The organism is Streptomyces sp. NPDC051064, from assembly GCF_044455985.1.
Lineage (GTDB): Bacteria > Actinomycetota > Actinomycetes > Streptomycetales > Streptomycetaceae > Streptomyces.
On record NZ_JBITFK010000002.1, the window covers coordinates 731,926 to 757,172 of the forward strand.

The window sequence follows — 25,247 nt, forward strand, 5'->3', positions numbered from 1 at the left end:
TGACGGGCGACGCGCCCCACCGCCCGCTGTCCGCCTCGCCGCTGGCGTAGCGTCGTCCCCACGCGGCACGCTCCGCTCCCTCATCCGTCCGTCCGTCTCCGTCACGACCGGGCCGCCCGCACCCGGGACCCGTCGGACACCAGCAGCCGTCACACCCGGGCCGTCACCCCCATGGCCGGCCACCGCGCAGACCCAGTACACCCACCAGGACCGGCGATCCACGTGAGCTCCTCCTCCACCACCCGGAACAGCCCGCACCGTCAGGCACGGCGGCGGGCCCCGGGCGCGTACCGGCTGGTGCGCACGCCGCCGGGATCCGTGGACCCCCCTCTCCTGGACGCACCGCAGCGGGCCGTGGTTGAGCACCGGGACGGTCCGCTGCTGGTCCTCGCCGGACCCGGCACGGGCAAGACCACGACGCTGGTCGAGGCGGTGGCCCGGCGTGTGGCCCGTGGGACGGACCCCGCACGCATCCTCGTCCTCACCTTCAGCCGCAAGGCGGCGGTCGAACTCCGCGACAGGATGGCCGCCCGGCTCGGCGGCACGCGGGGCCCGCAGGCCACCACCTTCCACTCGTACTGCTACGCCCTGGTCCGCGCCCACCAGGACGCCGACCTGTTCGCCGATCCGCTGCGCCTGCTCTCCGGACCCGAGCAGGACGTCACCGTCCGTGAACTCCTCGCCGGACAGCTCGGCCTGGAGCAGGCGGGGCTCGCCCATGTCCGCTGGCCGGACGAGCTGCGGGCGTGCCTGACCACCCGGGGCTTCGCCGACGAGGTGCGCGCGGTGCTGGCCCGCAGCCGCGAGCTGGGCCTGGGCCCGGACGCGCTGGCCGCCTTCGCCCGCCGCACGGGCCGCCCGGACTGGAGCGCCGCTGCCCAGTTCCTCGCCGAGTACCTGGACGTCCTCGACGCCCAGGGTGTCCTCGACTACGCGGAACTGGTCCACCGGGCGGTCCTGCTCGCCGAACGGCCGGAGGTGGCGGCGGAGCTGGCCCGGAGCTACGACGTGGTCCTCGTCGACGAGTACCAGGACACGGACCCCGCCCAGGTGCGGCTGCTGCGCGCGCTGGCCGGGAACCAGGGCGGCGCCGCGCCGGGCACCGGCGGCGGCCGGACGCTGATCGCCTTCGGCGACCCCGACCAGTCGATCTACGCCTTCCGGGGCGCCGATGTGAACGGCATCCTCGATTTCCCGGACACCTTCCGCCGTGCCGACGGTGCTCCCGCACCCGTCGGGGTCCTCACCACCTCCCGGCGTTCCGGCGCCAAGCTGCTCGAGGCCACCCGGCTGCTCACCCGCCGGATGCCGCTCACCCGCCTGCCCTCGGCCAAGGTCCGCGCCCACCGCGAGCTGTCCGCCGTTCGCGGAGGCGGCCGTGTCGAGGCGTACACCTATCCGACGCCCTCGACCGAGCTGGAGAACATCGCCGACCTGCTCCGGCGCGCGCACCTGGAAGAGGGAGTGCCCTGGAGGGACATGGCGGTCCTCGTGCGCGCCGGCGGACGGTCGATCCCGGCCGTGCGCCGGGCGCTCACCTCCGCGGGGGTCCCTCTGGAGGTGGACGGCGACGATCTCGCGCTCCGTCACGAGCCGGCGGTCGCCCCGCTCCTGACCGCCCTGCGCACCGTCGCCACGGCGGCCATGCACCCCGCCGCGCCCGCGGACCCGGACGACGGGGCCGGAACCGGCGGGGAAGCGCGCGGGCCGCTCGACACCGAGACCGCCCTCGCCCTCCTCACCTCGCCCCTCGGCTCCATGGACGCCGCCGACCTGCGCCGTCTCGGCCGGGCCCTGCGTGACGAGGAGCGGGCCGCCGGGAACCGCGTACCGCCGCCGTCCGGGGAGCTGCTGGCCCGGGCGCTTTCCGAGCCCGAGCGCCTGGCCACACATGATCCGGCCTACGCCCGCGGAGCGCAGCGGCTCGGCGCGCTCCTGCACAAGGCCCGTCAACTCCTGGAGAGCGGCGGCACCGCCGAGGAGGCCCTGTGGACCCTGTGGAACGGCACCCCCTGGCCCGGCCGTCTCGAGCGGGCGGCGCTGCGCGGCGGTGCGGGCGGCCGGAACGCCGACCGGGACCTCGACGCCGTATGCGCCCTCTTCGACACAGCGGCACGCGCCGAGGAGCGCACCGGCGGACGCGGCGCGCTCAACTTCCTGGAAGAGGTCGACGCCCAGGACATCGCCGCCGACACCCTGTCCCGGCGGTCCGTGCGGCCCGACGCCGTACGCCTGATGACCGCGCACCGCTCCAAGGGCCTGGAGTGGCGCCTGGTGGTCGTCGCCGGTGTCCAGGAGGGGCTCTGGCCCGATCTGCGCCGCCGGGGGTCGCTCCTGGAGGCGGACCGCATCGGGCGCGACGGCCTGGCCGAACCTCTCACCCCGGGGGCGCTCCTGGCCGAGGAGCGTCGCCTGTTCTACGTGGCCGCGACCCGGGCCCGTGAACGCCTGATCGTCACGGCCGTCAAAGCACCCGCCGACGACGGCGACCAGCCCTCCCGCTTCCTCACCGAGCTCGGCACCGAGCCCCGGGACGTCACCGGACGCCCCCGCCGCCCGCTCGCGGTGGCCTCGCTCGTCGCCGAGCTCAGGGCGACGACCGTCGACCCCGCCGCCTCGGAGGCCCTGCGCGACGCCGCCGCGCAACGGCTCGCCCGACTCGCGGCGCTCACCGACGACGAAGGCCAGCCGCTCGTGCCCGCCGCCCATCCGTACCGCTGGTGGGGTCTGGACGAGCCCACCCGCTCCGAGGTCCCGCTGCGCGACCGGGACCGCCCCGTCGCGCTCTCCGGGAGCGCGCTCGACCAGCTGGCCAACACCTGTGCCCTCCAGTGGTTCCTGGGCCGGGAGGTCAAGGCCGACGCCCCGGCGACGGCGGCCCAGGGCTTCGGCAACGTGGTCCACGTCCTCGCGGACGAGGTGGCCTCCGGACGTACGGGCGCGGACCTGGACGTCCTGATGGAGCGCCTGGACTCCGTTTGGGACGGCCTGGTCTTCGACGCACCCTGGAAGTCGCAGCAGGAGAAGGACCAGGCGCGCGACGCCCTGGAACGCTTCCTGCGCTGGCACGTCATGGACCGCGGGGGCCGCACCCCCACGGCGAGCGAACACGACTTCGACGTCACCCTCGAAGCGGGCGAGTACGCCGTACGCATCCGGGGCTCCATGGACCGGGTCGAGCAGGACACCGAGGGCCGGGCGTACGTCGTCGACTTCAAGACCGGCAAGGGGGCGCCGACCAAGGACGAGGTGGCGTCCCACCCCCAGCTCGCCGTGTACCAGCTGGCGGTCAGGGAAGGTGCCGTCGACGAGGTCTTCGACGGCCGCCGTCCCGACGCCGGCGGCGCCGAGCTCGTCCAGCTGCGCCAGCCCGCCCCCAAGAAGGAGGGCGGCGACGCCCTTCCCAAGGTGCAGGCACAGGAGCCCCTCTCCGGGGAATGGGTCTCCGACCTGCTGGCCACGGCCGCCGGCCGGGTCCTGGACGAACGGTTCACCCCGACGACCGGCCAGCACTGCACCCACTGCGCGTTCAAGGCGTCGTGCAGCGCGCAGCCCGAAGGCCGGCAGATCATCGAATGACCGTCCCGGCCGGATCCGTGCGGGACCGCGTTGTCGGTGCGTCCGGTTAGCCTCTCTGGAGTGTCCTCCCGTATCACCGATCCCGAGCAGCTCAAGGAGCTCCTGGGGATTCCCTTCACCCCGGAGCAGACGGCCTGCATCACCGCGCCGCCCGCCCCGCAGGTGATCGTGGCCGGAGCCGGCTCGGGGAAGACCACGGTGATGGCCGCCCGGGTCGTCTGGCTGGTCGGGACCGGGCAGGTCGCTCCGGAGCAGGTCCTCGGCCTGACCTTCACGAACAAGGCCGCCGGGGAGCTCGCCGAGCGGGTCCGCCGGGCCCTCGTCGCCGCCGGGGTCACCGACCCGGACGTCATCGACCCGGACAACCCCCCGGGCGAGCCCAGCATCTCCACCTACCACGCGTTCGCCGGACGGCTCCTCACCGACCACGGCCTGCGGATAGGCCTCGAACCCACCACCCGGCTCCTCGCCGACGCCACCCGCTACCAGCTCGCCGCCCGGGTGCTGCGCGAGGCCCCCGGCCCGTACCCGGCTCTCACCCGGTCCTTCCCCACCCTCGTCAGCGACCTGCTGGCCCTGGACGCCGAGCTCGCCGAGCACCTCGTACGGCCCGAGCAGCTCGCCGAGCACGACACCGAGCTGCTCCACACCCTGGAGACTGCCAGGCTCACCAACGCCGAGCTGCGCAAGCTCCCCGAGACGGCGGAGGCCCGCCGCGAGCTCCTCCAGCTGACCCGGCGCTACCGGGCGGCCAAGCGCAGCCGGGACCTCCTCGACTTCGGCGACCAGATCGCCCTCTCCGCCGAGCTGGCACTCACCCGGCCCGAGGTCGGCGCCATCCTCCGCGACGAATTCCGGGTGGTCCTGCTCGACGAGTACCAGGACACCTCCGTGGCCCAGCGGCTGCTCCTGGCCGCGCTGTTCGGCGGGGGCGGCGGGAGCGGCACGGCGGGCCACGCCGTCACCGCCGTCGGCGACCCCTGCCAGGCGATCTACGGCTGGCGCGGCGCCTCCGTGGCCAACCTCGACGACTTCCCGCACCACTTCCCGCACGCCGACGGCACCCCGGCCACCCGCTACTCCCTCAGCGAGAACCGCCGCAGCGGTGGCCGTCTCCTCCATCTCGCCAACGGCCTCGCCGAACCCCTGCGCGCCATGCACGAGGGTGTCGAGGCGCTGCGCCCCGCACCCGGAGCCGAGAGGGACGGCACGGTCCGGTGCGCCCTCCTGCGCACCCACGCCGCGGAGATCGACTGGCTCGGCGACTCGCTCGCCCACCTCGTGCGGACCGGAACGGCACCCGGGGAGATCGCCGTCCTGTGCCGGACCGCGGGAGACTTCCCCCGCATCCAGGCCGCCCTCGTCGACCGGGACGTCCCGGTCGAGGTCGTCGGCCTGTCCGGGCTGCTCCACCTCCCCGAGGTCGCCGACCTCGTCGCCGTCTGCGAGGTCCTCCAGGACCCCGGGGCCAACGCCTCCCTGGTCCGGCTGCTCACCGGGCCGCGCTGGCGCATCGGACCCCGGGACCTCGCCCTCCTGGGGCGCCGCGCCCGCCTCCTCGTCCACCGCTCCACCGCCGGTGACGACGCCGACCCGGACCAGCGCCTGGCCGAGGCCGTCGAGGGCATCGACCCCGCCGAGGTGATCTCGCTCGCCGACGCCCTCGACACCTTCCTGGAGTCCGGCGGGTCCGAGGACGACCAGCTGCCCTTCTCCGCCGAGGCACGCGTCCGCTTCGCCCGCCTCGCCACCGAGCTCCGTGACCTCCGCCGCTCGCTGGCGGACCCCCTCATGGACGTACTGCACCGGGTCCTCGCGACCACCGGCCTCGAAGTGGAGCTCTCCGCGTCGCCGCACGCCCTGGCCGCGCGCCGCCGCGAGACCCTCGCCAACTTCCTGGACGTCGCGGCCGGCTTCGCCGCGGTGGACGGGGAGGCGACCCTGCTCGCCTTCCTCGGCTTCCTGCGCACCGCCGCCCAGTACGAGAAGGGCCTGGACAACGCCCTGCCCGGCGGCGAGAACACCGTGAAGGTCCTCACCGCCCACAAGTCCAAGGGGCTGGAATGGGACGTCGTCGCCGTCCCCGGCCTCGTCGGCGGCCAGTTCCCCAGCACACAGTCCCGGGACGCGTGGACCTCGCAGTCCCAGGTCCTCCCGCACGCCCTGCGCGGCGACGCGGCCACGCTCCCCGCCCTCCACTCCTTCGACGCCAAGGGACTCAAAGCGTTCAAGGAGGAGCTGAAGGGCCATCAGCACACCGAGGAGCTCCGCCTCGGCTACGTCACCTTCACCCGCCCCCGCAGCCTGCTGCTCGGCTCCGGCCACTGGTGGGGCCCGTCCCAGAAGAAGCCCCGCGGCCCGTCCGCGTTCCTGGACGCGCTGTACGAGCACTGCGCGGCCGGCTACGGCGAGATCGAGGCATGGGCGGACGAGCCCGGGGAGGACGAGGAGAACCCGGCGCTCCAGGAGAAGGACACAGCCGACCAGGCCTGGCCGCTCCCGCTCGACGACACCGCCATGGCCCGCCGCCGCGCCGCCCGGGACACGGTGCTGGCACACCTGGAGTCGCTGACGGCCACACCCGTACCGGATGTGTACGAGGCACAGGAACCGCCCCACGACGACGAGCCCCCGTATGAGGACGAGCCTGTGTACGAGGACGAGGTGCCGCCGTACGACGAGGCGGACGCCCCGTACGACGACCCGTTCCCGGACGGCGAGCCCGTCGCGTCCACCGGGCGGGCCCCGTCGCCGGACGACGGCCAGGGCCCGGACGGCGCCGGGCCGCCTCCGCACGGAACGGCCCCCGGCCCGCACGGAACGGCCCCCGCCCCGCACGGAACGGCCCCCGCCCCGCACGTGCCGGCCGCCCGGGCCCCGGCGGACGAGGCCCTCACCCCGGAGGAGTCCCGCGCCCTCGCCTCCTGGGACCGGGATCTCGACGCCCTCGCCGGCGAGCTGCGCCGCGCCCGCGCGGCCGTGCGCGACGTCGTCGTACCTGCCACGCTCTCCGCCACCCAGCTGCTGCACCTCGCCGACGACCCCGACGGCTTCGCGCGGGAGCTCGCCCGCCCGATGCCCCGCCCCCCGCAGCCCGCCGCCCGCCGGGGAACCCGCTTCCACGCCTGGGTGGAGTCCCGGTTCGAGGAGCTGCCCCTGCCCATGCTGGGCCCGGACGAACTCCCCGGGGGCGACGGGAGCGACGCGGACATCGCCGACGAGCGTGATCTCGCCGAGCTCAAGGAGGCCTTCGAGCGCACCGCGTACGCCCGGCGCACTCCGTACCGGGTCGAGACACCGTTCCAGATCACGCTCGGAGGCCGGGTGATCCGCGGCCGGATCGACGCGGTCTACCGCACAGGGGACTCGTACGAGATCGTCGACTGGAAGACCAGCCGGCACCGCACGGCAGACCCGCTCCAGCTCGCCGTCTACCGCCTGGCCTGGGCCGAACTGCACGGGCTGCCGCTGGAGGCGGTCACCGCGACCTTCCTCTACGTGCGCACCGGCGAGACGTCCCGCCCCACCGGGCTGCCTGGCCGGGAGGAGCTGGAGAAGCTCCTGCTGGACGAGCCACCTCCCCAGGGCCGATAGGCTCATAAGTATGAGCGACACCCCGGACAGCGCCGTCCGTACGTACACCGAGCAGCACCGCGCGGCCTTCCTCGACGACCTCGCCGAGTGGCTGCGCATCCCGTCCGTCTCCGCCCAGCCGGAGCACGACGGGGACGTACGGCGCAGCGCCGAGTGGCTGTCCGCCAAGCTCGCGGAGACCGGGTTCCCGGTCACCGAGATCTGGGAGACGCCCGGCGCTCCGGCGGTCTTCGCCGAGTGGCCCTCGGAGGACCCGGACGCACCCGTCGTCCTCGTCTACGGCCACCACGACGTGCAGCCCGCGGCCCGCGAGGACGGCTGGAGCAGCGACCCGTTCGACCCGGTGATCCGCGACGGCAGGATGTACGGACGCGGTGCGGCCGACGACAAGGGCCAGGTGTTCTTCCACACACTCGGTGTCCGCGCCCATCTCGCCGCGACCGGCCGCACGTCCCCCGCCGTGCACCTCAAGCTCCTGGTCGAGGGCGAGGAGGAGTCGGGCTCGCCGCACTTCCGCGCTCTGGCGGAGGAGCGGTCCGCCCGCCTCGCGGCCGACGCCGTGATCGTCTCCGACACCGGCATGTGGGACGAGAACACCCCCACCGTCTGCACCGGCATGCGCGGCCTCGCGGAGTGCGAGATCGAGCTGTACGGCCCGGACCAGGACATCCACTCCGGGTCCTTCGGCGGTGCGGTGCCCAACCCCGCGACCGCACTCGCCCGCCTCGTCGCAGCCCTCCACGACACGGAGGGCAGGGTCGTGGTCCCCGGCTTCTACGACGGGGTCGCCGAGCTCACCGAGACCGAACGCGCCCTCTTCGCCGAGCTGCCCTTCGACGAGGACGTATGGCTGCGCACGGCCGCCTCCCACGCCGCCGCGGGTGAGGCCGGCTACTCCACCCTGGAGCGCGTCTGGGCCCGCCCCACCGCCGAGGTCAACGGCATCGGCGGCGGTTACCAGGGGGCGGGCAGCAAGACCGTCATCCCCTCGTCCGCCCTGGCGAAGCTGAGCTTCCGGCTGGTCGCGGGCCAGGACCCGGAGCGGATCCAGGAAGCGGTCCGCACCTGGGCCGAGGCCCTGATCCCGGCCGGTGTCCGCCACCGGATCACCTTCGCCCCCGCCACCCGTCCCTGTCTGACGCCTCTGGACCACCCCGCCCTCCAGGCGGTGGCCCGCGCCATGGGCCGGGCCTTCGGGACGAAGATCCTCTTCACCCGTGAGGGAGGCTCGGGCCCCGCCGCCGACCTGCAGGACGTGCTCGGCGCGCCCGTCCTCTTCCTGGGCATCTCCGTACCGTCCGACGGCTGGCACGGCCCCGACGAGAAGGTCGAACTCGATCTCCTCCTCAAAGGCGTGGAGACCACCGCCCACCTGTGGGGCGAGCTGGCCGACGCACTCCGCTGAATCTCTGAACGCCCGATCCACCCCCGGGGGAGTAGGAAGCACCTGTGAGCACCTTCGACAACGCCACCGCAGACCGCCCGATCGGTCTCACCGCGCCCAGCGGCATCGACCGCGCGGCGCACCACCGGCTCGACGAGGCCTGGCTCGCCGCGGCCTGGAGCCACCCGACGACCAGAGTCTTCGTCGTCTCCGGCGGCCAGGCGCTCGTCGACGACACCCCCGACGGAGGCACGGAGCTCGTCATGACGCCGGCCTTCGAGGCACCCGTCACCGAGACCCACCGCTACTTCCTGGGCACCGACGAGGACGGCGTACGCTACTTCGCGCTCCAGAAGGACTCCCTTCCGGGCCGCATGGACCAGTCCGCACGGCCCGCCGGCCTCCGCGAGGCCGGGATGCTCCTCGGACCGCGCGACGCCGGACTGATGGTGCACGCGGTGGCTCTGGAGAACTGGCAGCGGCTGCACCGCTTCTGCTCACGCTGCGGCGAGCGCACCGTCATCGCGGCGGCCGGGCACATCCGCCGCTGCCAGGCCTGCGGGGCGGAGCACTACCCGCGTACCGACCCCGCCGTGATCATGCTGGTCACGGACGACCAGGACCGTGCCCTGCTGGGACGCCAGGTGCACTGGCCCGAGGGCCGCTTCTCGACCCTCGCCGGCTTCGTCGAGCCGGGGGAGTCGATCGAGCAGTCCGTGGCCCGCGAGGTGTTCGAGGAGGCCGGGGTCGTCATCGGCGAGGTCGAGTACATCGCCAGCCAGCCCTGGCCGTTCCCCTCCAGCCTGATGCTCGGCTTCATGGCGCGTGCCACCTCCTACGAGATCGACGTGGACGGCGAGGAGATCGAGGAAGCCCGCTGGTTCTCCCGCGAGGAGCTGACCGCGGCCTTCGACTCGGGTGAGGTGCTGCCCCCCTTCGGCGTCTCGATCGCGGCGCGTCTGATCGAACTCTGGTACGGCAAGCCGCTCCCCAGGCCGGGCGCCGGCGGCTGACGGTCCGGACACGGCGACGGCCCCGGGGCCCGCCAGGGGCGCCGGCGTCCCGTGCAGACGACGCGCGACGCCCTGCCCACGCCACGGCCCCCGCCCGGCGAGCTCCATGCGCCAGAAGGTGCGGTGCCCGTCCTCGCGCCGTATGTCCTCGGGCACGGGCTCGGGCAGGAAGGTCGCCGCCGTCTTCCTGCGCCCGCCCCGGTCTCGGCCCGCTGAAACTCCTGGGTGCGGGCCGGGGTACACGAAACCCCTGATCAGCTCCAGGCCGATCAGGGGTTGTGCGTGCGTCACGCCGGTCAGACGCCGAGCGCCTGCTTCACCTGCGCGAGGCTCGGGTTCGTCATGACGACTTCGGAGCCTCCCTGCGCGGGAACCACCAGAACCGTCGGAACCGTCTGGTTTCCGCCATTCGCCTTCTCGACGAAGGCTGCGGAGTCCGGGTCCTGCTCGATGTTGACCTCGGTGTACGCGATGCCTTCGCGGTCCATCTGCCCCTTGAGCCGGCGGCAGTAGCCGCACCACGTGGTGCTGTACATCGTCACAGTGCCCGGCATGTCGTCGGCGCTCCTTCGTCTTGTCCGTCCGAAGCGGGACCGTCCGCACGCGCACGTTCCCGCATGGAGGGAACGCACGGGACCTGACCACCATTCCCGCGCGGTCCCCGGCCGGTATGACGAACGGCACCCCCTGTGGACAACCGCCGCGGCGGCCCCTCACGACCTGGCAGCATGGCAGGGTGACAGCAGCAACGCATTCCACCCTCTTCCCACAGGTCCCCGACTCCGCGGACGCCGTGCTGGACGGGCTCGACCCCGAGCAGCGCGAGGTCGCGCTGGCCCTCGGCGGACCCGTGTGCGTGCTGGCCGGAGCCGGGACGGGCAAGACGCGGGCGATCACGCACCGCATCGCGTACGGGGTGCGTGCCGGGATTCTCCAGCCGACCACCGTGCTCGCCGTCACCTTCACCAACCGGGCGGCCGGGGAGATGCGGGGCCGGCTCCGCCAGCTCGGAGCCACGGGTGTCCAGGCCCGTACGTTCCACTCCGCGGCCCTGCGCCAGCTCCAGTACTTCTGGCCGAAAGCAGTCGGTGGCGATCTTCCACGCCTGGTGGAGCGCAAGGTCCAACTGGTCGCCGAGGCCGCGGCCCGCTGCGGGGTCCGCCTCGACCGCAACGAACTGCGAGACACCACCAGCGAGATCGAGTGGGCCAAGGTCACCCAGACCGTCCCCGCCGACTACCCGGCGGCGGTGGCCAAGACCCAGCGGGACGTCCCGCGCGACCCGGCCGAGCTCTCCCAGATCTACGCGATGTACGAGCAGCTGAAGCGCGACAGGTCGGTGATCGACTTCGAGGACGTTCTGCTGCTCACCGTCGGCATCCTCCAGGACCGCCACGACATCGCCGAGCATGTGCGCCGCCAGTACCAGCACTTCGTCGTCGACGAGTACCAGGACGTGAGCCCGCTCCAGCAGCGGCTCCTCGATCTCTGGCTCGGCGACCGGGACGATCTCTGCGTCGTCGGCGACGCCGGCCAGACGATCTACTCCTTCACCGGTGCCACCCCGGACCACCTGCTGAATTTCCGCACCCGTCATCCGGAGGCGACGGTGGTCAAGCTGGTGCGCGACTACCGCTCCACACCCCAGGTCGTCCACCTGGCCAACGGCCTGCTGAGCCAGGCCCGGGGCCGGGCGGCCGAACACCGGCTGGAGCTGGTCTCCCAGCGGGACAAGGGCCCCGAACCCGTCTACACGGAGTACGCGGACGAGCCCGCCGAGGCCGAGGGCACAGCACGCCGGATCCGTGATCTGATCGCCGCCGGCGTCCCGGCCGGTGAGATCGCCGTGCTGTACCGGGTCAATTCCCAGTCCGAGGTCTACGAGCAGGCACTCGCGGACGCGGGCGTGCCCTACCAGCTGCGCGGCGCCGAGCGTTTCTTCGACCGGCCCGAAGTCCGGGAGGCGGGCGTCGCCCTGCGCGGTGCCGCCCGCGCGGGAGGCAACGACGCGCTGCTCGACGGCGCCGACGACCTGCCCTCCGAGGTGCGGGCGGTGCTCTCCACCAAGGGATGGACCTCCAAGCCGCCGGCCGGCTCAGGAGCGGTGCGGGACCGCTGGGAGTCCCTCGCCGCCCTGGTGCGCCTGGCCGAGGACTTCGAACAGGCCAAGCCGGGGGCGACCCTCTCCGATCTCGTGGCCGAGCTCGACGAGCGGGCCGCCGCCCAGCACGCGCCCACGGTCCAGGGCGTCACCCTGGCGTCGCTGCACTCGGCGAAGGGACTGGAGTGGGATGCCGCGTTCCTCGTCGGTCTGACCGAGGGCATGATGCCCATCGCCTACGCCAAGACGGACGAACAGATCGAGGAGGAACGCCGCCTGCTGTACGTCGGGGTCACCCGGGCCCGCTTCCACCTCTCGCTGTCCTGGGCGCTGTCCCGGTCGCCGGGCGGCCGGGGGAACCGCCGGGCGACCCGCTTCCTCAACGGGCTGCGGCCCGGTTCGGCGGCGCTCGGCACGCGGGGCGGCGCCGGGGGAGGAGGCGGCATCGACCGCGGCTCCCGCGCGGGCACGGGCGCCGTCGGCACGGAGAGGCCGGTCCGGGCCGGCCGGAGGGGCCCGGCCCGGTGCCGGGTCTGCGGCAAGACGCTCACCGAGGCCGGCGAGATGAAACTGATGCGCTGCGAGGACTGTCCCTCGGACATGGACGAGGGACTGTACGAGCGGCTGCGCGAGTGGCGCGCGGACCGGGCGAAGGAGATCAGCCAGCCCGCGTACTGCGTCTTCACCGACAAGACACTGATGGCGATCGCCGAGGCCGCGCCGGTCAGCGAGGGGGAGCTCGTCGTCATCGCCGGTGTCGGAAACCGGAAGCTGACCAGGTTCGGGGCCGACGTGCTGGACATCTGCGCAGGTCGGACGGTGGGTCAGGAGCTCGACGAGGGCGACGGCGACGTGTGAGGAAAACTCGTCGAAAAAATAGTTTGCGCCCACAGCAGTCATCACCATAGGTTCTTAACCACGGGAACAGCGACTTCTCTGAAGCCCTGACTCCGTGCTGTACTTATCCGAATACCGCAGGATCGGCCCCGGCCGGTCCCTTGAGACGCCGAGAGGAGGCGATTGTCGTGATCAGCATCATCAACACCATCAAAATGACCGATCCGTCGGTCGTCTCCACCTGCTCGCTCGGCCTCACCCGCTCTTCGGAGCTCTCGCTTCGTGGCACCGGTGTGTCCGGCATCTCCGTGGTCAGCCCGCTGTCCCTGGCGAGCCTGCCCGTGCGAGAGCGCAATGAGCGACCGACCGAGGCACCGGAAGCAGCAGTAGCGAAGGGACAGGCCTCGGCCTATGCCTTTGCGGCAGCCGCAGCCGGTGCCGGAGTCAAGAAGCAGACGACGCAGCACCACACGATGTGGGCCTTCCGTGGGCCTGAACCCTGGAGTGATCCAGCCTGAGAGCAATCAGGCCGGCGCCTTCAGGGCCGCGGAACCCCACTCGGGATCCGCGGCCCTTTTGTTTTGTCCGAACGGATGAGACGAGACGAAGGAGCCTCGGGACAGCAGGACCTGGTACCAGCCGCCAACCGGCCAACAGGCCGGCACGACCAGACGAGGACAACGCCACCGTGCAACTCGAGACGCACGCCCCGTCCGTACCGCCTTCCGACACGATCTCCCCGCCCGGCCTCACGGAGGACTCCACCTTGATCCCCCTCACCGCGCTCACCGCGCTCGACGACGCCATCGAGAACCTCGGCGTACCCGTCCCCTGTCGTTCCTACGACCCGGAGGTCTTCTTCGCCGAGTCCCCGGCCGACGTCGAGTACGCCAAGTCCCTCTGCCGGACCTGTCCGCTGGTCGAGGCCTGCCTCGCCGGCGCCAAGGAGCGGCGCGAGCCGTGGGGCGTCTGGGGCGGCGAGCTCTTCGTCCAGGGCGTCGTCGTCGCCCGCAAGCGGCCGCGTGGCCGCCCGCGCAAGAACCCGGTCGCGGCGTGACTCCCGGCCTGGGGGTCATGTCCCCCACACGAACGAAGCGCATCGGAACCATCGATCGTCCCCAGACCCATGACCCCCGGAATCAGGCACCAATGACCACCACGACGAGGGAGCCCGTCGGCTCCGCCACCCCGGACGTCACCATCATCGGCGCGAACGACTCGCGTCAGAACAGGACCCGCGAGATGCAACTCATCCCAGAAGCCCTGGCTCGTGCGCATATGCACGACCGCCTGAGGGAAGCCGAGGAGGGACGTCAGGCAGTGCGCCTGGTGGCCGCCCGGCGGATGCAGCGCCGTGCGGAGCGTGCCTCGAGGCGCGCCCGCCGCGCGCTCGCCATGGCCGTCATGCACTGACAGCCGAACCAGCAGTACGGCGCACCACGGCTGCCGGGCCACCGCTCGGCCCCAGGCAGCCACCCTCCCCATCAGCGGGGCCGGCCCGAACAGGCCGGCCCCGCAGTGCGTTGCGGCGCGCGCCGGCCGGCCCGCGGCGTTATCGTCGCGAGGTGGACGAGAAGACCCATCACTCTGCGGACCTGGCCGACGGTCACGTGGCGTGTGCCCGCTGCGGCACCGTCGCCGACTCGGACCCACCGCCTCCGACATGGCTCTGCTCCGTGGAGAACGGCGGACGCCAGTACTTCTGCGAGGGCTGCGCGCGCACCCACATCAGGGCGATCGAGAGCAGGCTCGACTCAGCCTGGTGGTGACCCCGCTACACCTCGACCGCCGCCTCCTCCTCGGCGCTGTCCTCGTCCGGTTCGTACTCCAGGAGGAACCCCGGCAGCCAGGACTCCAGTTCGTCGCGTAGACGGACCGTCGCCCCCAGCTGGCAGAGCACCCCGATCGTGCTCAGTGTCACCCGGTGTATCAACAGGTACGAGGGCGGAAGGTTCAGCTGCTTCCCCAACTGGTGTGCCGGGGAGCGCGGATCGGCGATCCGGGCGGCCTGGCTGCGCAGCCAGGAGCGGGTGAAGGTGAACTCGTCCGCCTGCGCCGGCTCGATGATGGGGATCAGGTAGTCGAGCACGGCGTCCGGTTCGAGTTCGATCGACTCCTTCACGAAGCCGGCCTCACGCAGCATGGCGTAGACGGCGTCGGCGTCCCCGTCCAGCGTCATCCGCAGGGCATCGCCGATGGTCTGCGGCAGACCACCCGGAAGCCGGTCCACCGTGCCGAAGTCCAGCACCCCCAGGCGCCACAGGTCCGCGTCCCCGTCGAGCCCGTCCGCGTCCCGAGTGGTCGCCTCCGGCGGCAACAGCCGGAAGTTGCCCGGGTGCGGATCCGCGTGGAGCAGGCCGGTGCGTGCCGGCCCCGAGAAGAGGAAGCGCGCCAGCAGCTGGCCCGCCCGGTCCCGCTGTTCCGTCGTGCCGTCAGCGATCACCTCCGACAGCGGAATTCCGTCGATCCACTCCGTGACCAGCACCTGCTCGGACTGGTGGACCACGGCCGGGATCACCACATCGGGATCGTCCTCGAACTCCGCGGCGTGCTCCTGCTGGGCCCGTGCCTCGAGCTCGTAGTCCAGTTCCTCGGACACCCGGTCGCGGAGCTCCGTGATGAGCGGCTTGATGTCCATTCCGGGGACGAGCGGACCGAGCAGCCGTGCGAAGCGGCTGAGTTGGGTGAGATCCGACAGCAGCGCCTCGCCGGCGCCCGGGTACTGCACCTTCACGGCGACGTCCCGCCCGTCGTGCCACACGGCGCGGTGGACCTGCCCGATCGAGGCGGCGGCAGAGGGCAGGTCCTCGAACTCGGTGAACAGCTCCCGCCAGTCCTCACCGAGCCGCTCCGCCAGGACCCCGTGGACCGTGCGGGTCGGCATGGGTGGCGCCGCCTCCTGTAGCTTGGTCAGCGCCGCCCGGTAGGGCCCCGCGACATCTTCGGGCAGCGCGGATTCGAAGACGGACAGCGCCTGTCCGAGCTTCATCGCACCGCCCTTCAGCTCGCCGAGGACTTTGAAGAGCTGGTCCGCCGTTCGCTGCTGGACCTCGCGGGCCACCATCTCGGCGGACTTCCCGCCGATCCGTTTGCCCAGACCCCATGTGGCACGGCCGGCGAAGCCGAGCGGCAGGGCTGCCAGCTTCGCGGTACGGGTGACCGCCTTCCGGGGAAGATCAGACATGTGCCCCTCCATTTCCCAGACTGCCGTGCGGCGTGCGTATCCGGCTCCGCTCCGGCGGCGGCGGTCACCCGGCCATTGTGTCCTGCGTGGCGCCTGCCGCGGGGGTGAGCTCCACCTCAGTGTGCCCGGCGGCACCACAGTCGCAGTCGGGGTGGGGCCCCAGCCGCTCCGACCGCCAGTCCAGCATCGGCATGGCGGCCTCCCACCGCGCCCCCGTGCTGGCGGGCAGCTCTCCGTCGAGAAAGGAGAGCGCGTGGGCCGCGGCGAGGCCGGCCACGGCGGTCGCCACACCCAGATCGCAGGCCTGCACGCATGTGCGCCGCCCGGACCTCCACTGCGCGAGCATCCGCGGCCACTGGGGATCCGCCTCCGCGCGGCGCAGCGCCAGACAGCCCGCGCAGCCGGTGCCTCCGGGCAGCACCAACGGCCCGACCACTCCGGTGGCTTCGATCACTCCCGCGTAGAGGTGCGGCGTACCCGAGGCGATCCACGGTGCGGCGGTATTCGGATCGGGAGCGTACACGGAGAGGCCGTCCCTGGGCGCCACCACGATCAGGGACAGTGCGGGCTCGCCTCGCGCCGGAGCCTCGGACGCCCCGCCCTGCCGCGGAGGGCCACCGACCGCGGACCTGCGCACCAGCTGCCGTGCCGCCGTGTCACGGCGCTCGCCGACCGACGACGCCGGGAGCCCGCCCGGCGCCACGTCCCAGGGTTCGGCGCGGCCCCCGTCGAGCACCTCGACGTGCCCCACCCCTGACCCGGACAGCACCGCGGCGACCGCCGCGCCGACCCTGCCCGCTCCGCGCACCTGCACCCGCATCGCGCGCCGGGCCGCGAGCGTGCGCAGCCCGCCGCCGGGCGTCGGATGGACCACGGAGAGCGACGCGGCGTCCGGGCGCTGCCGCTCGAGGGTCTCGGCCCGCCGGCGTAAGGCGTCGGCCTCGGGGCCGCCCGCATCCGGATCGTCCAGCAGACCTGCCTCCGTGAGGCGCGATACGAGAATGTCCACGTGACGGTCCGACAGATCCAGAGCCCTGGCCTCTTCGCGGAGCAGAGGAAGTCCGCGTGTTCCGTCGAGGAGTTCCAGAAAGCTTCCGGTGGCGATATCCATAGGCCCCAGCGTTACCGCGTGTGCGGGCGTCACGCCGAATTGCACGGTGTTCCGTCCACGCCAGGCGCGGCGGAGTGCGGGCTTCAGCATCGGATGCATGACTTCTCCCAGGTCGGTGTCGGGATCCGTTGCCAGAATGCAACATGGCGGCGAAACGGGCGGAAAGTTATCCACAGGCTGGGGCATTAGTCGTTCAAATGGTGCAAGCCGAGAAGTGGATCAACGTCGGACCGCCGAGGAGGCGGGACTTCCCGCACCGCCAGCGGGTAACGTCGAGTCGTGCCCGCCGACCCCTCTCCCGGTCTCGCCGGGGAGACCCCTGCGCGCAGCGCCGGACGCCAGCCGCGCAGCGCAGCCACCCAGCAGCCCCGCGCATCGGTGACGAGCGCGGTCGAGGTCCGCAGAAGCGCCCGTCGTAGCAGAACGGTCTCCGCGTACCGCGAGGGCGACCGCACCATCGTGCTCATCCCGGCCCGGATGTCGGAGGCCGAGGAGCAGCGGTGGGTCGGCGTGATGCTCGACAAGCTCGCCGCGCAGGAGAGCAGACGTGTCATCGGCGACAGCGAGCTCGCCGACCGGGCCGAGCGGCTCTCCGGTCAGTACCTCGACGGCCGGGCGCGGCCGGCCTCCGTGCGATGGGTGACCAACCAGAACACCCGTTGGGGCTCCTGCACCCCGGCCGAGGGCAGCATCCGCCTCTCGCACCGCCTGCAGGGGATGCCGGAGTACGTCCTCGACTACGTCCTCCTCCATGAGCTGGCCCATCTGCTGGTTCCGGGTCACGGGCCGCGTTTCTGGCGGCTCCTGGAGGCGTACCCCCGGACCGAGCGAGCGCGGGGCTATCTCGAAGGAGTCGTGGCGGCCGACCGGCTCCCGCATCTGCCCGCCGCCCGCGAAGAGTGACGTTGCCGATTCTGTACCGGGTCTGTACCGGCTTGGCTCGATGTCGTGGTTTGCGGTTAGCCTGACGCGACGCATTCACCTTCGGGATGGGGGACGGTCGTTACGCATGGCCAGGGAATTTCAGCGCGGCCACAAGGCCAAGATCAGTGATCTCACGTCAGGGACGGATCTGTACGTAGGTGTGCAGATCGCGGGCCCCGGCCTGACGTTCGACATCAGCTGCTTCGGTCTCGACGCCAATGAGCAGCTCTCCGACGACCGGTATTTCATCTTCTTCAATCAGCCGAAATCACCGGAGGAGTCCATTCAGCTTCTCGGTGCCCAGGCCGGTGACACCGAATCGTTCCGCGTCACCCTCGACCGCATTCCGGCGAACATCCACAAGCTGTCCTTCACCGCGACGCTCGACGGTGCCGGGCAGATGTCCCAGGTCGGCCCCGGATACATCCGGATCGTCGCGGGCGGCGAGGAAGTGGTGAAGTACGCCTTCACCGGCACGGAGTTCACCACCGAGCGCGCGGTCATGCTCGGCGACTTCTATCTCAAGGACGTCTGGCGGTTCGCCGCGGTCGGCCAGGGCTTCGACGGCGGACTCGACGCGCTGCTCAAGAACTTCGGCGGGGAGGTCGCCGAGGAGGCCCCCGTCGCGTCGCCCCAGGGCGCCGCCCCCGCGTTCGCACCGCCCGCCCAAGCCTCCGCGCCCCCTGTCTTCGGTGCTCCGGCCGCACCCCAGGCACCGCAGCCGGCACCGGCATTCGGCGCTCCGGCGGCACCGGCTCCCGCACCGCAGCAGCAGCCGGTGCACGCCGCGCCGACCATCGCGGCCCCTATGGCGCCGGCACCGCAGGCACCCGCACCGCAAGCGCCCGCGCCGTACGGCCAGCCGCCCCAGCAGCCGCAGTTCGGACAGGTCCCCGGGCAGGGTGCTCCGCCCGTCGCCCCGCCGTACGGACAGCAGTCGCCGGCCGCACCGCAGTTCGGCCAGCAGGCTCCGGGGCCGTTCGGCCAGCAGCCCCCGGGCATGCAGCCAGGTGTGCCGCACGGCGTACCCCAGGGTGTTCCCGCGGGTGGCGCGGGCCTCCAGGCCGCACTGCAGCCCTACAAGGAAACGGCCACCGGGCAGCGCTGGACCTCGCAGAACCAGCAGCTCATGCGCGTCGACCTCACGATGGGCGGCACACCGGTGCTGGCCCGTCAGGGCAGCATGGTGATGTATCAGGGCAAGGTCGACTTCGGCTACAAGGGAGCCGGCTTCGCGGGCCGCATGGTCGGCAACGCCACGGGCCAGGAGATGCAGCTGATGCGCTGCAGCGGCCGTGGCCAGGTCTTCCTCGCCGAGGACGGATCGCATCTGCATCCCATCGAGCTGCAGGGCGACGGCATCTGCGTCTCCGCCGAGAGCGTGCTCGCCTTCGACGAGTCCCTGCAGTACGAGGTCCGCAGGATCGAGGGGCACGGGATTCCCGGCGGCGCCCTGTTCACCATGCAGTTCCAGGGCACCGGCACCGTCGTCGTCAAGACCCACGGTGTGCCGGTCGTCCTTCCGGTCACTCCGACCACCTTCGCCGACTGCAACGCCGTGGTGGCCTGGTCGTCGGCGTCCCAGGTGATCATCTCCAGCCAGGTCCGGCTGCGCCGCAACGCGTACCCGGGGCACAGCGGGGAGACCGTGAACCTCCAGTTCCGGGGAGCGCCCGGCAACTTCATCGTCGTCCAGCCCTACGAGGTCTGAGGGAGCCCGTCATGAATCAGCAGCTCGCGGGCTTCGCCCCGACCCCCGTCACGGCCCGCATGGAGAACCACGGCCGCACGATGCTCAAGGTCGCCATGGCCACCGGCCAGGACCTCTACGCCCGCACCGGCTCGATGGTGGCCTACGAGGGCTTCATCCAGTACGAACCGAACCCGCCGGCCGTCCGCCAGATCGCGTCCCAGTGGATCACCGGCGAGGGCGCACCCCTGATGAAGTGCGCCGGCGACGGTCTGCTCTACCTCGCCGACTACGGCGCCGACGTGGTCGTCATCAATCTCAACAACGACTCGCTGTCCGTCAACGGCACCAACCTCCTCGCCTTCGACGGTCACCTCACCTGGGGCGTGGAGCGGGTCAAGGGACTCGCCAAGTTCGCCGGCCAGGGCCTGTGGAACGTCGGGATCCAGGGCACGGGATGGGTCGCCATCACCTCGCGCGGCACACCGATCGTCGTCGACTGCGGGCGTGGCGAGGACGAGACGTACGTCGACCCTGACGCCCTCGTCGCGTGGTCCCCGAACCTCAAGGTGAAGGGCAAGCGAAGCTTCAAGGCGAGCTCGCTCATCGGGCGGGGCAGCGGAGAGGCGTACCAGATGGCCTTCTCCGGTCAGGGCATCGTCGTCGTCCAGCCGAGCGAGGACAGTACCGACCGCCTGCGGATCCGGAACTGAGCGGGGGAGGAACACACCATGCAGAGTCCGCTTTTCAGCTACACGGAACAGCAGTCGCAGGACCGCTACACGGTCCAGAACCCGCAGCTCCTGCGGGTCGCGCTGGCCGGCCACGACGACGTCCTCGCCCGTAAGGGAGCCATGGTCGCCTACCAGGGGCTCATGGAGTTCGACGGTGAGTACCAGTCGCACGGCCAGCGCCGCGCCCGCAGGAACACGGGTGAGGGCCTCGACCTCATGCGCTGCTCCGGTCAGGGCACGGTCTACCTGGCCAACCTCGCGCAGTACATCCATGTGGTCGACGTCGACCACGAGGGCATGACGGTCGACAGCGCCTACGTCCTGGCGCTGGACTCCTCCCTGCACACCGAGGTCATCGCGGTGGACAGCCAGTACGGGATCTCCGGCACCGGCAAGTACCAGCTCAACATCTCCGGGAGCGGCAAGGTCGCCCTGATGACATCCGGCCAGCCGCTGATGATGCAGGTCACCCCCGACAAGTACGTCAATGCCGACGCCGACGCGATCGTCGCCTGGTCGAGCGGGCTGCGGGTGCAGATGCAGGCCCAGACGCACTCCTCGGGAGTCTTCCGGCGCCGTGGCAACACGGGGGAGGGCTGGGAGCTGAGCTTCCTGGGCCAGGGTTTCGCCCTCGTCCAGCCGAGTGAGGTGCTGCCGCCGCAGAGCGCCCAGATCGGCCAGGGGGCCGCGGCGCAGTTCGGTATGGGGCAGCAGGGCTCGCACGGGCAGAACCAGAACAACTCCTGGAACTGAGCCGCGCCGCTACGGCCGGGCGCAACGGGTGAGGGGCGGCTTCCCGCGGGAAGCCGCCCCTCACCCGTCGGCTAGCGGCCCTGCTCCAGCCGTGTGCGGGTGCTCGCCAGCAGCCGTTCGACCGAGGCGTCCGCCACCCGCGCCACCTCGTCGTAGGGGAACCAGCGCAGATCCAGGGACTCCTCGCTGATCCGCTCCACCGCCCCGGCCGACGCCGTCGCCGCGTACTGCACGTCGAGGTGCCAGTGGCAGGGCGCCGGGATGGGATGCCGGTCCAGCCGCACGGGCCCGCCGGGCAGCAGGGTGAGCCCGGGGATCCCCGACTCCTCCGTGGCCTCGCGCAGGGCCGCCGCCTCCAGAGTGGTGTCCTGGGGCTCGCAGTGCCCGCCCATCTGCAGCCACATCCGCAGCTTCCTGTGCAGCGTCAGCAGGACCCTGCCGCGCTCCGGGTCGACGACCAGCGCGCTGGCCGTCAGATGCCCCGCTCCGCACGCCTTCCACATGCCGTCGGGATGCCCGGCCAGATGGTCCAGGTACGTCCGGCGCAGTGCGGTCTGCTCCGTGTCGCCGTCGTCGTAACCCTTGAGTACCGAAACCGCGTCGTCGTGCAGGCTCACCGGCCGGAGTCGTCCTTGCCGTCGCTCTTCGGGTCGTCGTCGCCGGGCTCGTCCTTGCCCTGCTCCTCGGCGGCGGGCTTCTGCGGGCCCTTCGCCGCTTCGCCGAGCATCTTGTCGAGCTCGGAGAAGTCCAGTTGCTCGTGGTGGACGAAACCGTCCGGGTCGTCCAGGTCCTGGGCCGTCGGCAGCATGTCCGGGTGCTCCCAGAGGCCGTCACGCCCGTCGACGCCCCGGGCGTCCGTGAGCGAGGCCCACAGCCGCGAGGCGTCCCGCAGCCGGCGCGGGCGCAGCTGGAGTCCGATGAGCGTGGCGAAGGTCTGCTCGGCGGGACCGCCGGAGGCCCGGCGCCTGCGCATCGTCTCGCGCAGTGCGTCCGCCGAGGTCAGCCGTGACTTCGCGGCCTCGTGCACCACCGCGTCCACCCAGCCCTCGACGAGGGCGAGAGCGGTCTCCAGACGGGCCAGCGACGCCTTCTGCTCCGGGGTGTCCTCGGGCTGGAACATGCCCTGCTGAAGAGCGTCCTGCAGCTGCTCGGGCTGGGACGGATCGAACTGGCCGACGACGTCCTCCAGCTTGCTGGTGTCGACCTTGATGCCGCGCGCATAGGCCTCGACCGCGCCGAACAGATGCGAGCGCAGCCACGGAACGTGGGCGAAGAGCCGCTGGTGGGCCGCTTCGCGCAGCGCCAGATACAGCCGCACCTCGTCCTGGGGCACGCTCAGGTCCTTGCCGAACCGCTCGACGTTCAGCGGAAGCAGCGCCGCCTTGCCGGCCGGGGCCAGCGGGAGGCCGATGTCGGTCGAACCGACGACCTCGCCGGCGAGCACGCCGACGGCCTGCCCGATCTGCTGGCCGAACATGGCGCCGCCCATGGACCGCATCATGCCGATCAGCGGGCCGGCCATGGCCTGCATCTCCTCCGGCAGGACATCGCCCATGGCCAGGCCGACGCGCTCGGCCACCGGGTCCACCAGCTGCTGCCAGGCGGGGAGCGAGGCCTCGACCCACTCGGCGCGGCTCCACGCCACCGTCGAGACGGAACCCGAGGGCAGCGACGTCACACCGTCGAGCCAGAGGTCGGCGAGACGCAGAGCCTCGTCGACGGAGGCCCGCTCCGCGGGTCCGACACTCGCGTCCTTGCTGCCGTCCGTGGTGCCCTGCGACACCGTCTGGCGGGCGATCTGCTTGGCCATGTCCCAGTTGACCGGGCCGCCCTCGTAACTCAGCATCTGGCCGAGCTGCTGGAAGGCCGCACCCAGGTCGTTCGGGTTCATCGAGCCGAACATCGCGGCGAACGGGTTGTCGCCGCCCGCGCCGGGCGGGAAGCCGAACGGGTTCGCCGGCCCGCCCGAGCCCTGCCCAGCACCGGTGGGGTCCTTCTTCTTGCCTTCGTCGCCGTCTTCCGGCTCCTCCGGCGGAAGGCCGAATCCGAATGGGGTGTCACTCACGGGTTTCCTCGGCTCGTAGGGCCGCCGGCTCGAACCGACGGCGACTGCCCGACATCACCATCCAGCGTAGACACCGAAGGCCGCTTGGGCCCTCAGTGCTCCGCCGGCTCCCGGCCTGCGGCAGGATGGACGCCACCTGGTACGTACGCGTCATTCGGGTACGTACTGAAGACAACCGCTGGAGACGCCCGGTGAGTTCCCCAGATCCGCAGGTTCGCGCAGCGCGAAACCTGGCCGACCCCACGACCGAGAGCAAGCCCACGAAAAATCTTTCCCGGAACCGCGGCCCCGTCGTCGCGGTCACCGGTGCCGCGACCGGCGTCGGTGAGCTTCTCACCGCCCATCTCGCCGCATCGGACGAGATCAAGCAGGTCATCGCCATCGACGAGCGCCGGGGCGACGTCTCCGAGGCGACGTGGCACATCCTGGACGTACGGGACCCGGCCATCGCCGAGAAGCTGCGCGGCGCGGACGTCGTCGTGCACATGGCGCTCGACCTCGACCTGGAGACCGATCCCGCGGCACGCACCGCGTACAACGTCCGCGGTACCCAGACCGTGCTGACGGCGGCGGCGGCCGTGGGCGTCCACCGGGTGGTGCTGTGCACCTCGGCGATGGTCTACGGTGCTCTGCCCGACAACGACATCCCCCTCTCCGAGGACGCGGAACTGCGGGCCACGGCGGAGGCCACCGGTGTCGGCGACCTGTTGGAGATCGAGCGGCTCGGCCGCCGCGCACCCCGCGCCCACCCCGGCCTCAACGTCACGGTCGTACGGCCCACGGTCCTGGTCGGCGGCACGGACACGGCGCTCACCAGGTACTTCGAGTCCCCCAGGCTCCTCGTCGTCGCCGGCTCACGCCCGGCCTGGCAGTTCTGCCACGTCGACGACCTGGTCAGCGCCCTGGAGTACGCGGCCCTCGAAAAGATCGAGGGAGAGTTCGCGGTCGGCTGCGACGGCTGGCTCGAACAGGAAGAGGTGGAGGAGCTCTCCGGAGTGCGCCGTATGGAGCTGCCGTCCGCCGTCGCCCTCGGCGCGGCCGCCCGCCTCCACCGGATCGGTCTCACCCCGTCACCCGCGGGGGATCTCGCCTACACCATGCACCCCTGGGTGGTCAGTGTGAGCCGGCTCCACGACGCGGGATGGCGCCCGAGGTGGACCAACGAGGAGGTCCTGGCAGCGCTCCTGGAAGAGGTCGAGGGGCGCCACACCGTCGCCGGACGGCGGCTCGGCCGCAAGGACGCCACCGCAGCCGGCGCCGCGGGAGCGACCGTCGCGCTGCTGGGCACGGCGGCACTGGTCCGGCGGGCCCGCAAGGCGCGCCGGCGTTTCTAGGCGGCCGGCGGCCGGGTCGGCCCGCCCGGGCGGAAGCCCCGATCCCCCCGCCTGGTAGGAGGCTCCAGGCGGACCGGCGGGCCACAGGTCGAAAACGCTGTTCCGGGATGGGCCCGGCGTGCGGCACGATGGCCCCATGGCACGCACCCACGACCACCCCGGCGAGCAGGCTGCTCAGGACCCCATCCGGCTCCTGGACATCCGTGACACACCGCTGTCCGTCGACGAGATCTTCCGCGCGGTGGGGGACGACGCCGCGGGGGGCATGGCGCTCTTCGTCGGCACGGTGCGCAATCACGACGACGGGCAGGATGTCGGCTCCCTCGGATACTCCTGCCATCCGACCGCCGGCGACGAGCTCCGCAGAGTGGCCGAGAAGGTGGTGGCGGAGTTCCCGGTACGGGCTCTGGCCGCCGTCCACCGGGTGGGTGAACTGGGTGTGGGCGATCTGGCGGTGGTCGTCGCCGTGTCCTGCGCCCATCGGGGTGAGGCCTTCGAGGCCTGCCGCAAGCTGATCGACGACCTCAAGCACGAGGTCCCGATCTGGAAGCACCAGCGTTTCTCCGACGGCACGGAGGAGTGGGTCGGCGCCTGCTGAGCGCAAACCGCCCCAGGGGGCATCAGCCCCGATTTGCGTAACCGCACCCCTGCCGTGAGCGTTGCTCGTGCAGGTGGTTAATCTTCTGATCGTCAGTTGCGGTCGCTCATGGGGCAGGGAGGTCGTGATGGCAGCACTCGCTTGGCTCTTGATTCCGCTTATAGCTGCTCTTGGCGCGGCGATATGGGGAGGGTGGGCAGCCCGCAATCGAACGACCGGCGACGTCACCGAACTCGCCGGCTACGCCAGGTTCCGTGAGGCGATGGAGAAACCGCACTCCGGTTCCGAGGCCGTCTGAGACTCCGCAGCTGTACGCAGTTGCCAATTCCGCACCGCACCCGCTCCC

The 25,247-nt window shown here is 71.9% G+C and carries 21 protein-coding genes; 16 read left to right on the plus strand and 5 right to left on the minus strand.

All coding sequences use genetic code 11. The annotated features are described in order from the left end of the window. Nucleotides 1-222: 222 nt before the first annotated feature. The 4 genes from ACIBCU_RS10260 to nudC are packed head-to-tail and all read left to right on the plus strand — an operon-like array spanning nt 223 to nt 9,570. Complete coding sequence (locus ACIBCU_RS10260) at nt 223-3,579, plus strand: ATP-dependent helicase (RefSeq protein ID WP_399230552.1); 3,357 nt, start codon at nt 223-225, stop codon at nt 3,577-3,579. Between the two features lie 60 nt (nt 3,580-3,639). Further along, on the plus strand, nt 3,640-7,173 hold the full coding sequence (locus ACIBCU_RS10265; RefSeq protein ID WP_399230554.1) for a UvrD-helicase domain-containing protein: 3,534 nt from the start codon (nt 3,640-3,642) through the stop codon (nt 7,171-7,173). Between the two features lie 10 nt (nt 7,174-7,183). Next, nucleotides 7,184-8,578: a dipeptidase gene (locus ACIBCU_RS10270; RefSeq protein ID WP_399230556.1), complete on the plus strand. Its 1,395-nt coding sequence runs from the start codon at nt 7,184-7,186 to the stop codon at nt 8,576-8,578. Between the two features lie 44 nt (nt 8,579-8,622). Next, nucleotides 8,623-9,570 carry an NAD(+) diphosphatase gene (gene nudC, locus ACIBCU_RS10275; RefSeq protein WP_362933493.1) on the plus strand — a complete coding sequence of 316 codons (948 nt, stop codon included), beginning with the start codon at nt 8,623-8,625 and terminating at the stop codon, nt 9,568-9,570. Between the two features lie 296 nt (nt 9,571-9,866). Here the strand turns inward: nudC and ACIBCU_RS10280 are convergent, their stop codons facing one another. Next, the gene (locus ACIBCU_RS10280) at nt 9,867-10,124 is read right to left on the minus strand and encodes a mycoredoxin (RefSeq protein WP_362933496.1); all 258 of its coding nucleotides are present in this window, start codon (nt 10,122-10,124) and stop codon (nt 9,867-9,869) included. Nucleotides 10,125-10,306: 182 nt separating this feature from the next. Between ACIBCU_RS10280 and ACIBCU_RS10285 the strand changes: the two genes are divergently transcribed. The 5 genes from ACIBCU_RS10285 to ACIBCU_RS10305 all read left to right on the plus strand — a co-directional run bounded on the left by ACIBCU_RS10285 (nt 10,307) and on the right by ACIBCU_RS10305 (nt 14,277). Then, nucleotides 10,307-12,529: an ATP-dependent DNA helicase UvrD2 gene (locus tag ACIBCU_RS10285; RefSeq protein ID WP_399230559.1), complete on the plus strand. Its 2,223-nt coding sequence runs from the start codon at nt 10,307-10,309 to the stop codon at nt 12,527-12,529. Between the two features lie 167 nt (nt 12,530-12,696). Next, nucleotides 12,697-13,026, plus strand: coding sequence for a hypothetical protein (locus ACIBCU_RS10290; protein ID WP_362933502.1), 330 nt, complete (start codon nt 12,697-12,699; stop codon nt 13,024-13,026). Between the two features lie 170 nt (nt 13,027-13,196). Continuing rightward, complete coding sequence (locus tag ACIBCU_RS10295) at nt 13,197-13,565, plus strand: WhiB family transcriptional regulator (protein WP_033298139.1); 369 nt, start codon at nt 13,197-13,199, stop codon at nt 13,563-13,565. A 17-nt stretch (nt 13,566-13,582) separates the two neighbouring features. Further along, nucleotides 13,583-13,921, plus strand: a complete 339-nt coding sequence (locus tag ACIBCU_RS10300; RefSeq protein ID WP_399230561.1) for a hypothetical protein — start codon at nt 13,583-13,585, stop codon at nt 13,919-13,921. Nucleotides 13,922-14,073: 152 nt separating this feature from the next. After that, the gene (locus ACIBCU_RS10305; protein WP_362933508.1) at nt 14,074-14,277 is read left to right on the plus strand and encodes a hypothetical protein; all 204 of its coding nucleotides are present in this window, start codon (nt 14,074-14,076) and stop codon (nt 14,275-14,277) included. Nucleotides 14,278-14,282: 5 nt separating this feature from the next. On the opposite strand, the gene ACIBCU_RS10310 is transcribed toward ACIBCU_RS10305, so the two are convergent. Both ACIBCU_RS10310 and ACIBCU_RS10315 read right to left on the minus strand, forming a co-directional pair. Next, nucleotides 14,283-15,692, minus strand: coding sequence for an ABC1 kinase family protein (locus ACIBCU_RS10310; RefSeq protein ID WP_399230563.1), 1,410 nt, complete (start codon nt 15,690-15,692; stop codon nt 14,283-14,285). 64 nt (nt 15,693-15,756) lie between these two features. After that, on the minus strand, nt 15,757-16,902 hold the full coding sequence (locus tag ACIBCU_RS10315; protein ID WP_399230565.1) for a TOMM precursor leader peptide-binding protein: 1,146 nt from the start codon (nt 16,900-16,902) through the stop codon (nt 15,757-15,759). 180 nt (nt 16,903-17,082) lie between these two features. Here ACIBCU_RS10315 and ACIBCU_RS10320 point away from each other — a divergent pair, with 180 nt between their 5' ends. The 4 genes from ACIBCU_RS10320 to ACIBCU_RS10335 all read left to right on the plus strand — a co-directional run bounded on the left by ACIBCU_RS10320 (nt 17,083) and on the right by ACIBCU_RS10335 (nt 20,904). Then, nucleotides 17,083-17,706 carry a M48 family metallopeptidase gene (locus ACIBCU_RS10320; protein ID WP_362933517.1) on the plus strand — a complete coding sequence of 208 codons (624 nt, stop codon included), beginning with the start codon at nt 17,083-17,085 and terminating at the stop codon, nt 17,704-17,706. A gap of 106 nt (nt 17,707-17,812) precedes the next feature. Beyond that, nucleotides 17,813-19,438 (plus strand): TerD family protein, encoded by a 1,626-nt coding sequence (locus ACIBCU_RS10325; protein WP_399230568.1) that lies wholly within the window; start codon nt 17,813-17,815, stop codon nt 19,436-19,438. 11 nt (nt 19,439-19,449) lie between these two features. Beyond that, nucleotides 19,450-20,130: an AIM24 family protein gene (locus ACIBCU_RS10330; RefSeq protein WP_362933523.1), complete on the plus strand. Its 681-nt coding sequence runs from the start codon at nt 19,450-19,452 to the stop codon at nt 20,128-20,130. Nucleotides 20,131-20,148: 18 nt separating this feature from the next. Next, nucleotides 20,149-20,904, plus strand: coding sequence for an AIM24 family protein (locus tag ACIBCU_RS10335; RefSeq protein ID WP_362933526.1), 756 nt, complete (start codon nt 20,149-20,151; stop codon nt 20,902-20,904). Nucleotides 20,905-20,975: 71 nt separating this feature from the next. Here ACIBCU_RS10335 and ACIBCU_RS10340 read toward each other — a convergent pair whose 3' ends face one another. Together ACIBCU_RS10340 and ACIBCU_RS10345 are read right to left on the minus strand one after the other, a co-directional pair. Further along, the gene (locus ACIBCU_RS10340) at nt 20,976-21,521 is read right to left on the minus strand and encodes an NUDIX hydrolase (RefSeq protein ID WP_362933529.1); all 546 of its coding nucleotides are present in this window, start codon (nt 21,519-21,521) and stop codon (nt 20,976-20,978) included. Continuing rightward, nucleotides 21,518-22,969 (minus strand): zinc-dependent metalloprotease, encoded by a 1,452-nt coding sequence (locus ACIBCU_RS10345; RefSeq protein WP_362933532.1) that lies wholly within the window; start codon nt 22,967-22,969, stop codon nt 21,518-21,520. Before ACIBCU_RS10345 ends, ACIBCU_RS10340 begins: the two co-directional genes overlap by 4 nt. 191 nt (nt 22,970-23,160) lie before the next feature. Between ACIBCU_RS10345 and ACIBCU_RS10350 the strand changes: the two genes are divergently transcribed. The 3 genes from ACIBCU_RS10350 (at nt 23,161) to ACIBCU_RS10360 (ending at nt 25,199) form a co-directional block, all read left to right on the plus strand. Continuing rightward, nucleotides 23,161-24,303 carry an SDR family oxidoreductase gene (locus ACIBCU_RS10350; RefSeq protein ID WP_362933535.1) on the plus strand — a complete coding sequence of 381 codons (1,143 nt, stop codon included), beginning with the start codon at nt 23,161-23,163 and terminating at the stop codon, nt 24,301-24,303. Nucleotides 24,304-24,439: 136 nt separating this feature from the next. Beyond that, the gene (locus ACIBCU_RS10355) at nt 24,440-24,901 is read left to right on the plus strand and encodes a molybdenum cofactor biosynthesis protein MoaE (RefSeq protein ID WP_104788926.1); all 462 of its coding nucleotides are present in this window, start codon (nt 24,440-24,442) and stop codon (nt 24,899-24,901) included. 127 nt (nt 24,902-25,028) lie between these two features. Then, nucleotides 25,029-25,199 carry a hypothetical protein gene (locus ACIBCU_RS10360; protein WP_181011218.1) on the plus strand — a complete coding sequence of 57 codons (171 nt, stop codon included), beginning with the start codon at nt 25,029-25,031 and terminating at the stop codon, nt 25,197-25,199. Nucleotides 25,200-25,247: the final 48 nt, after the last annotated feature.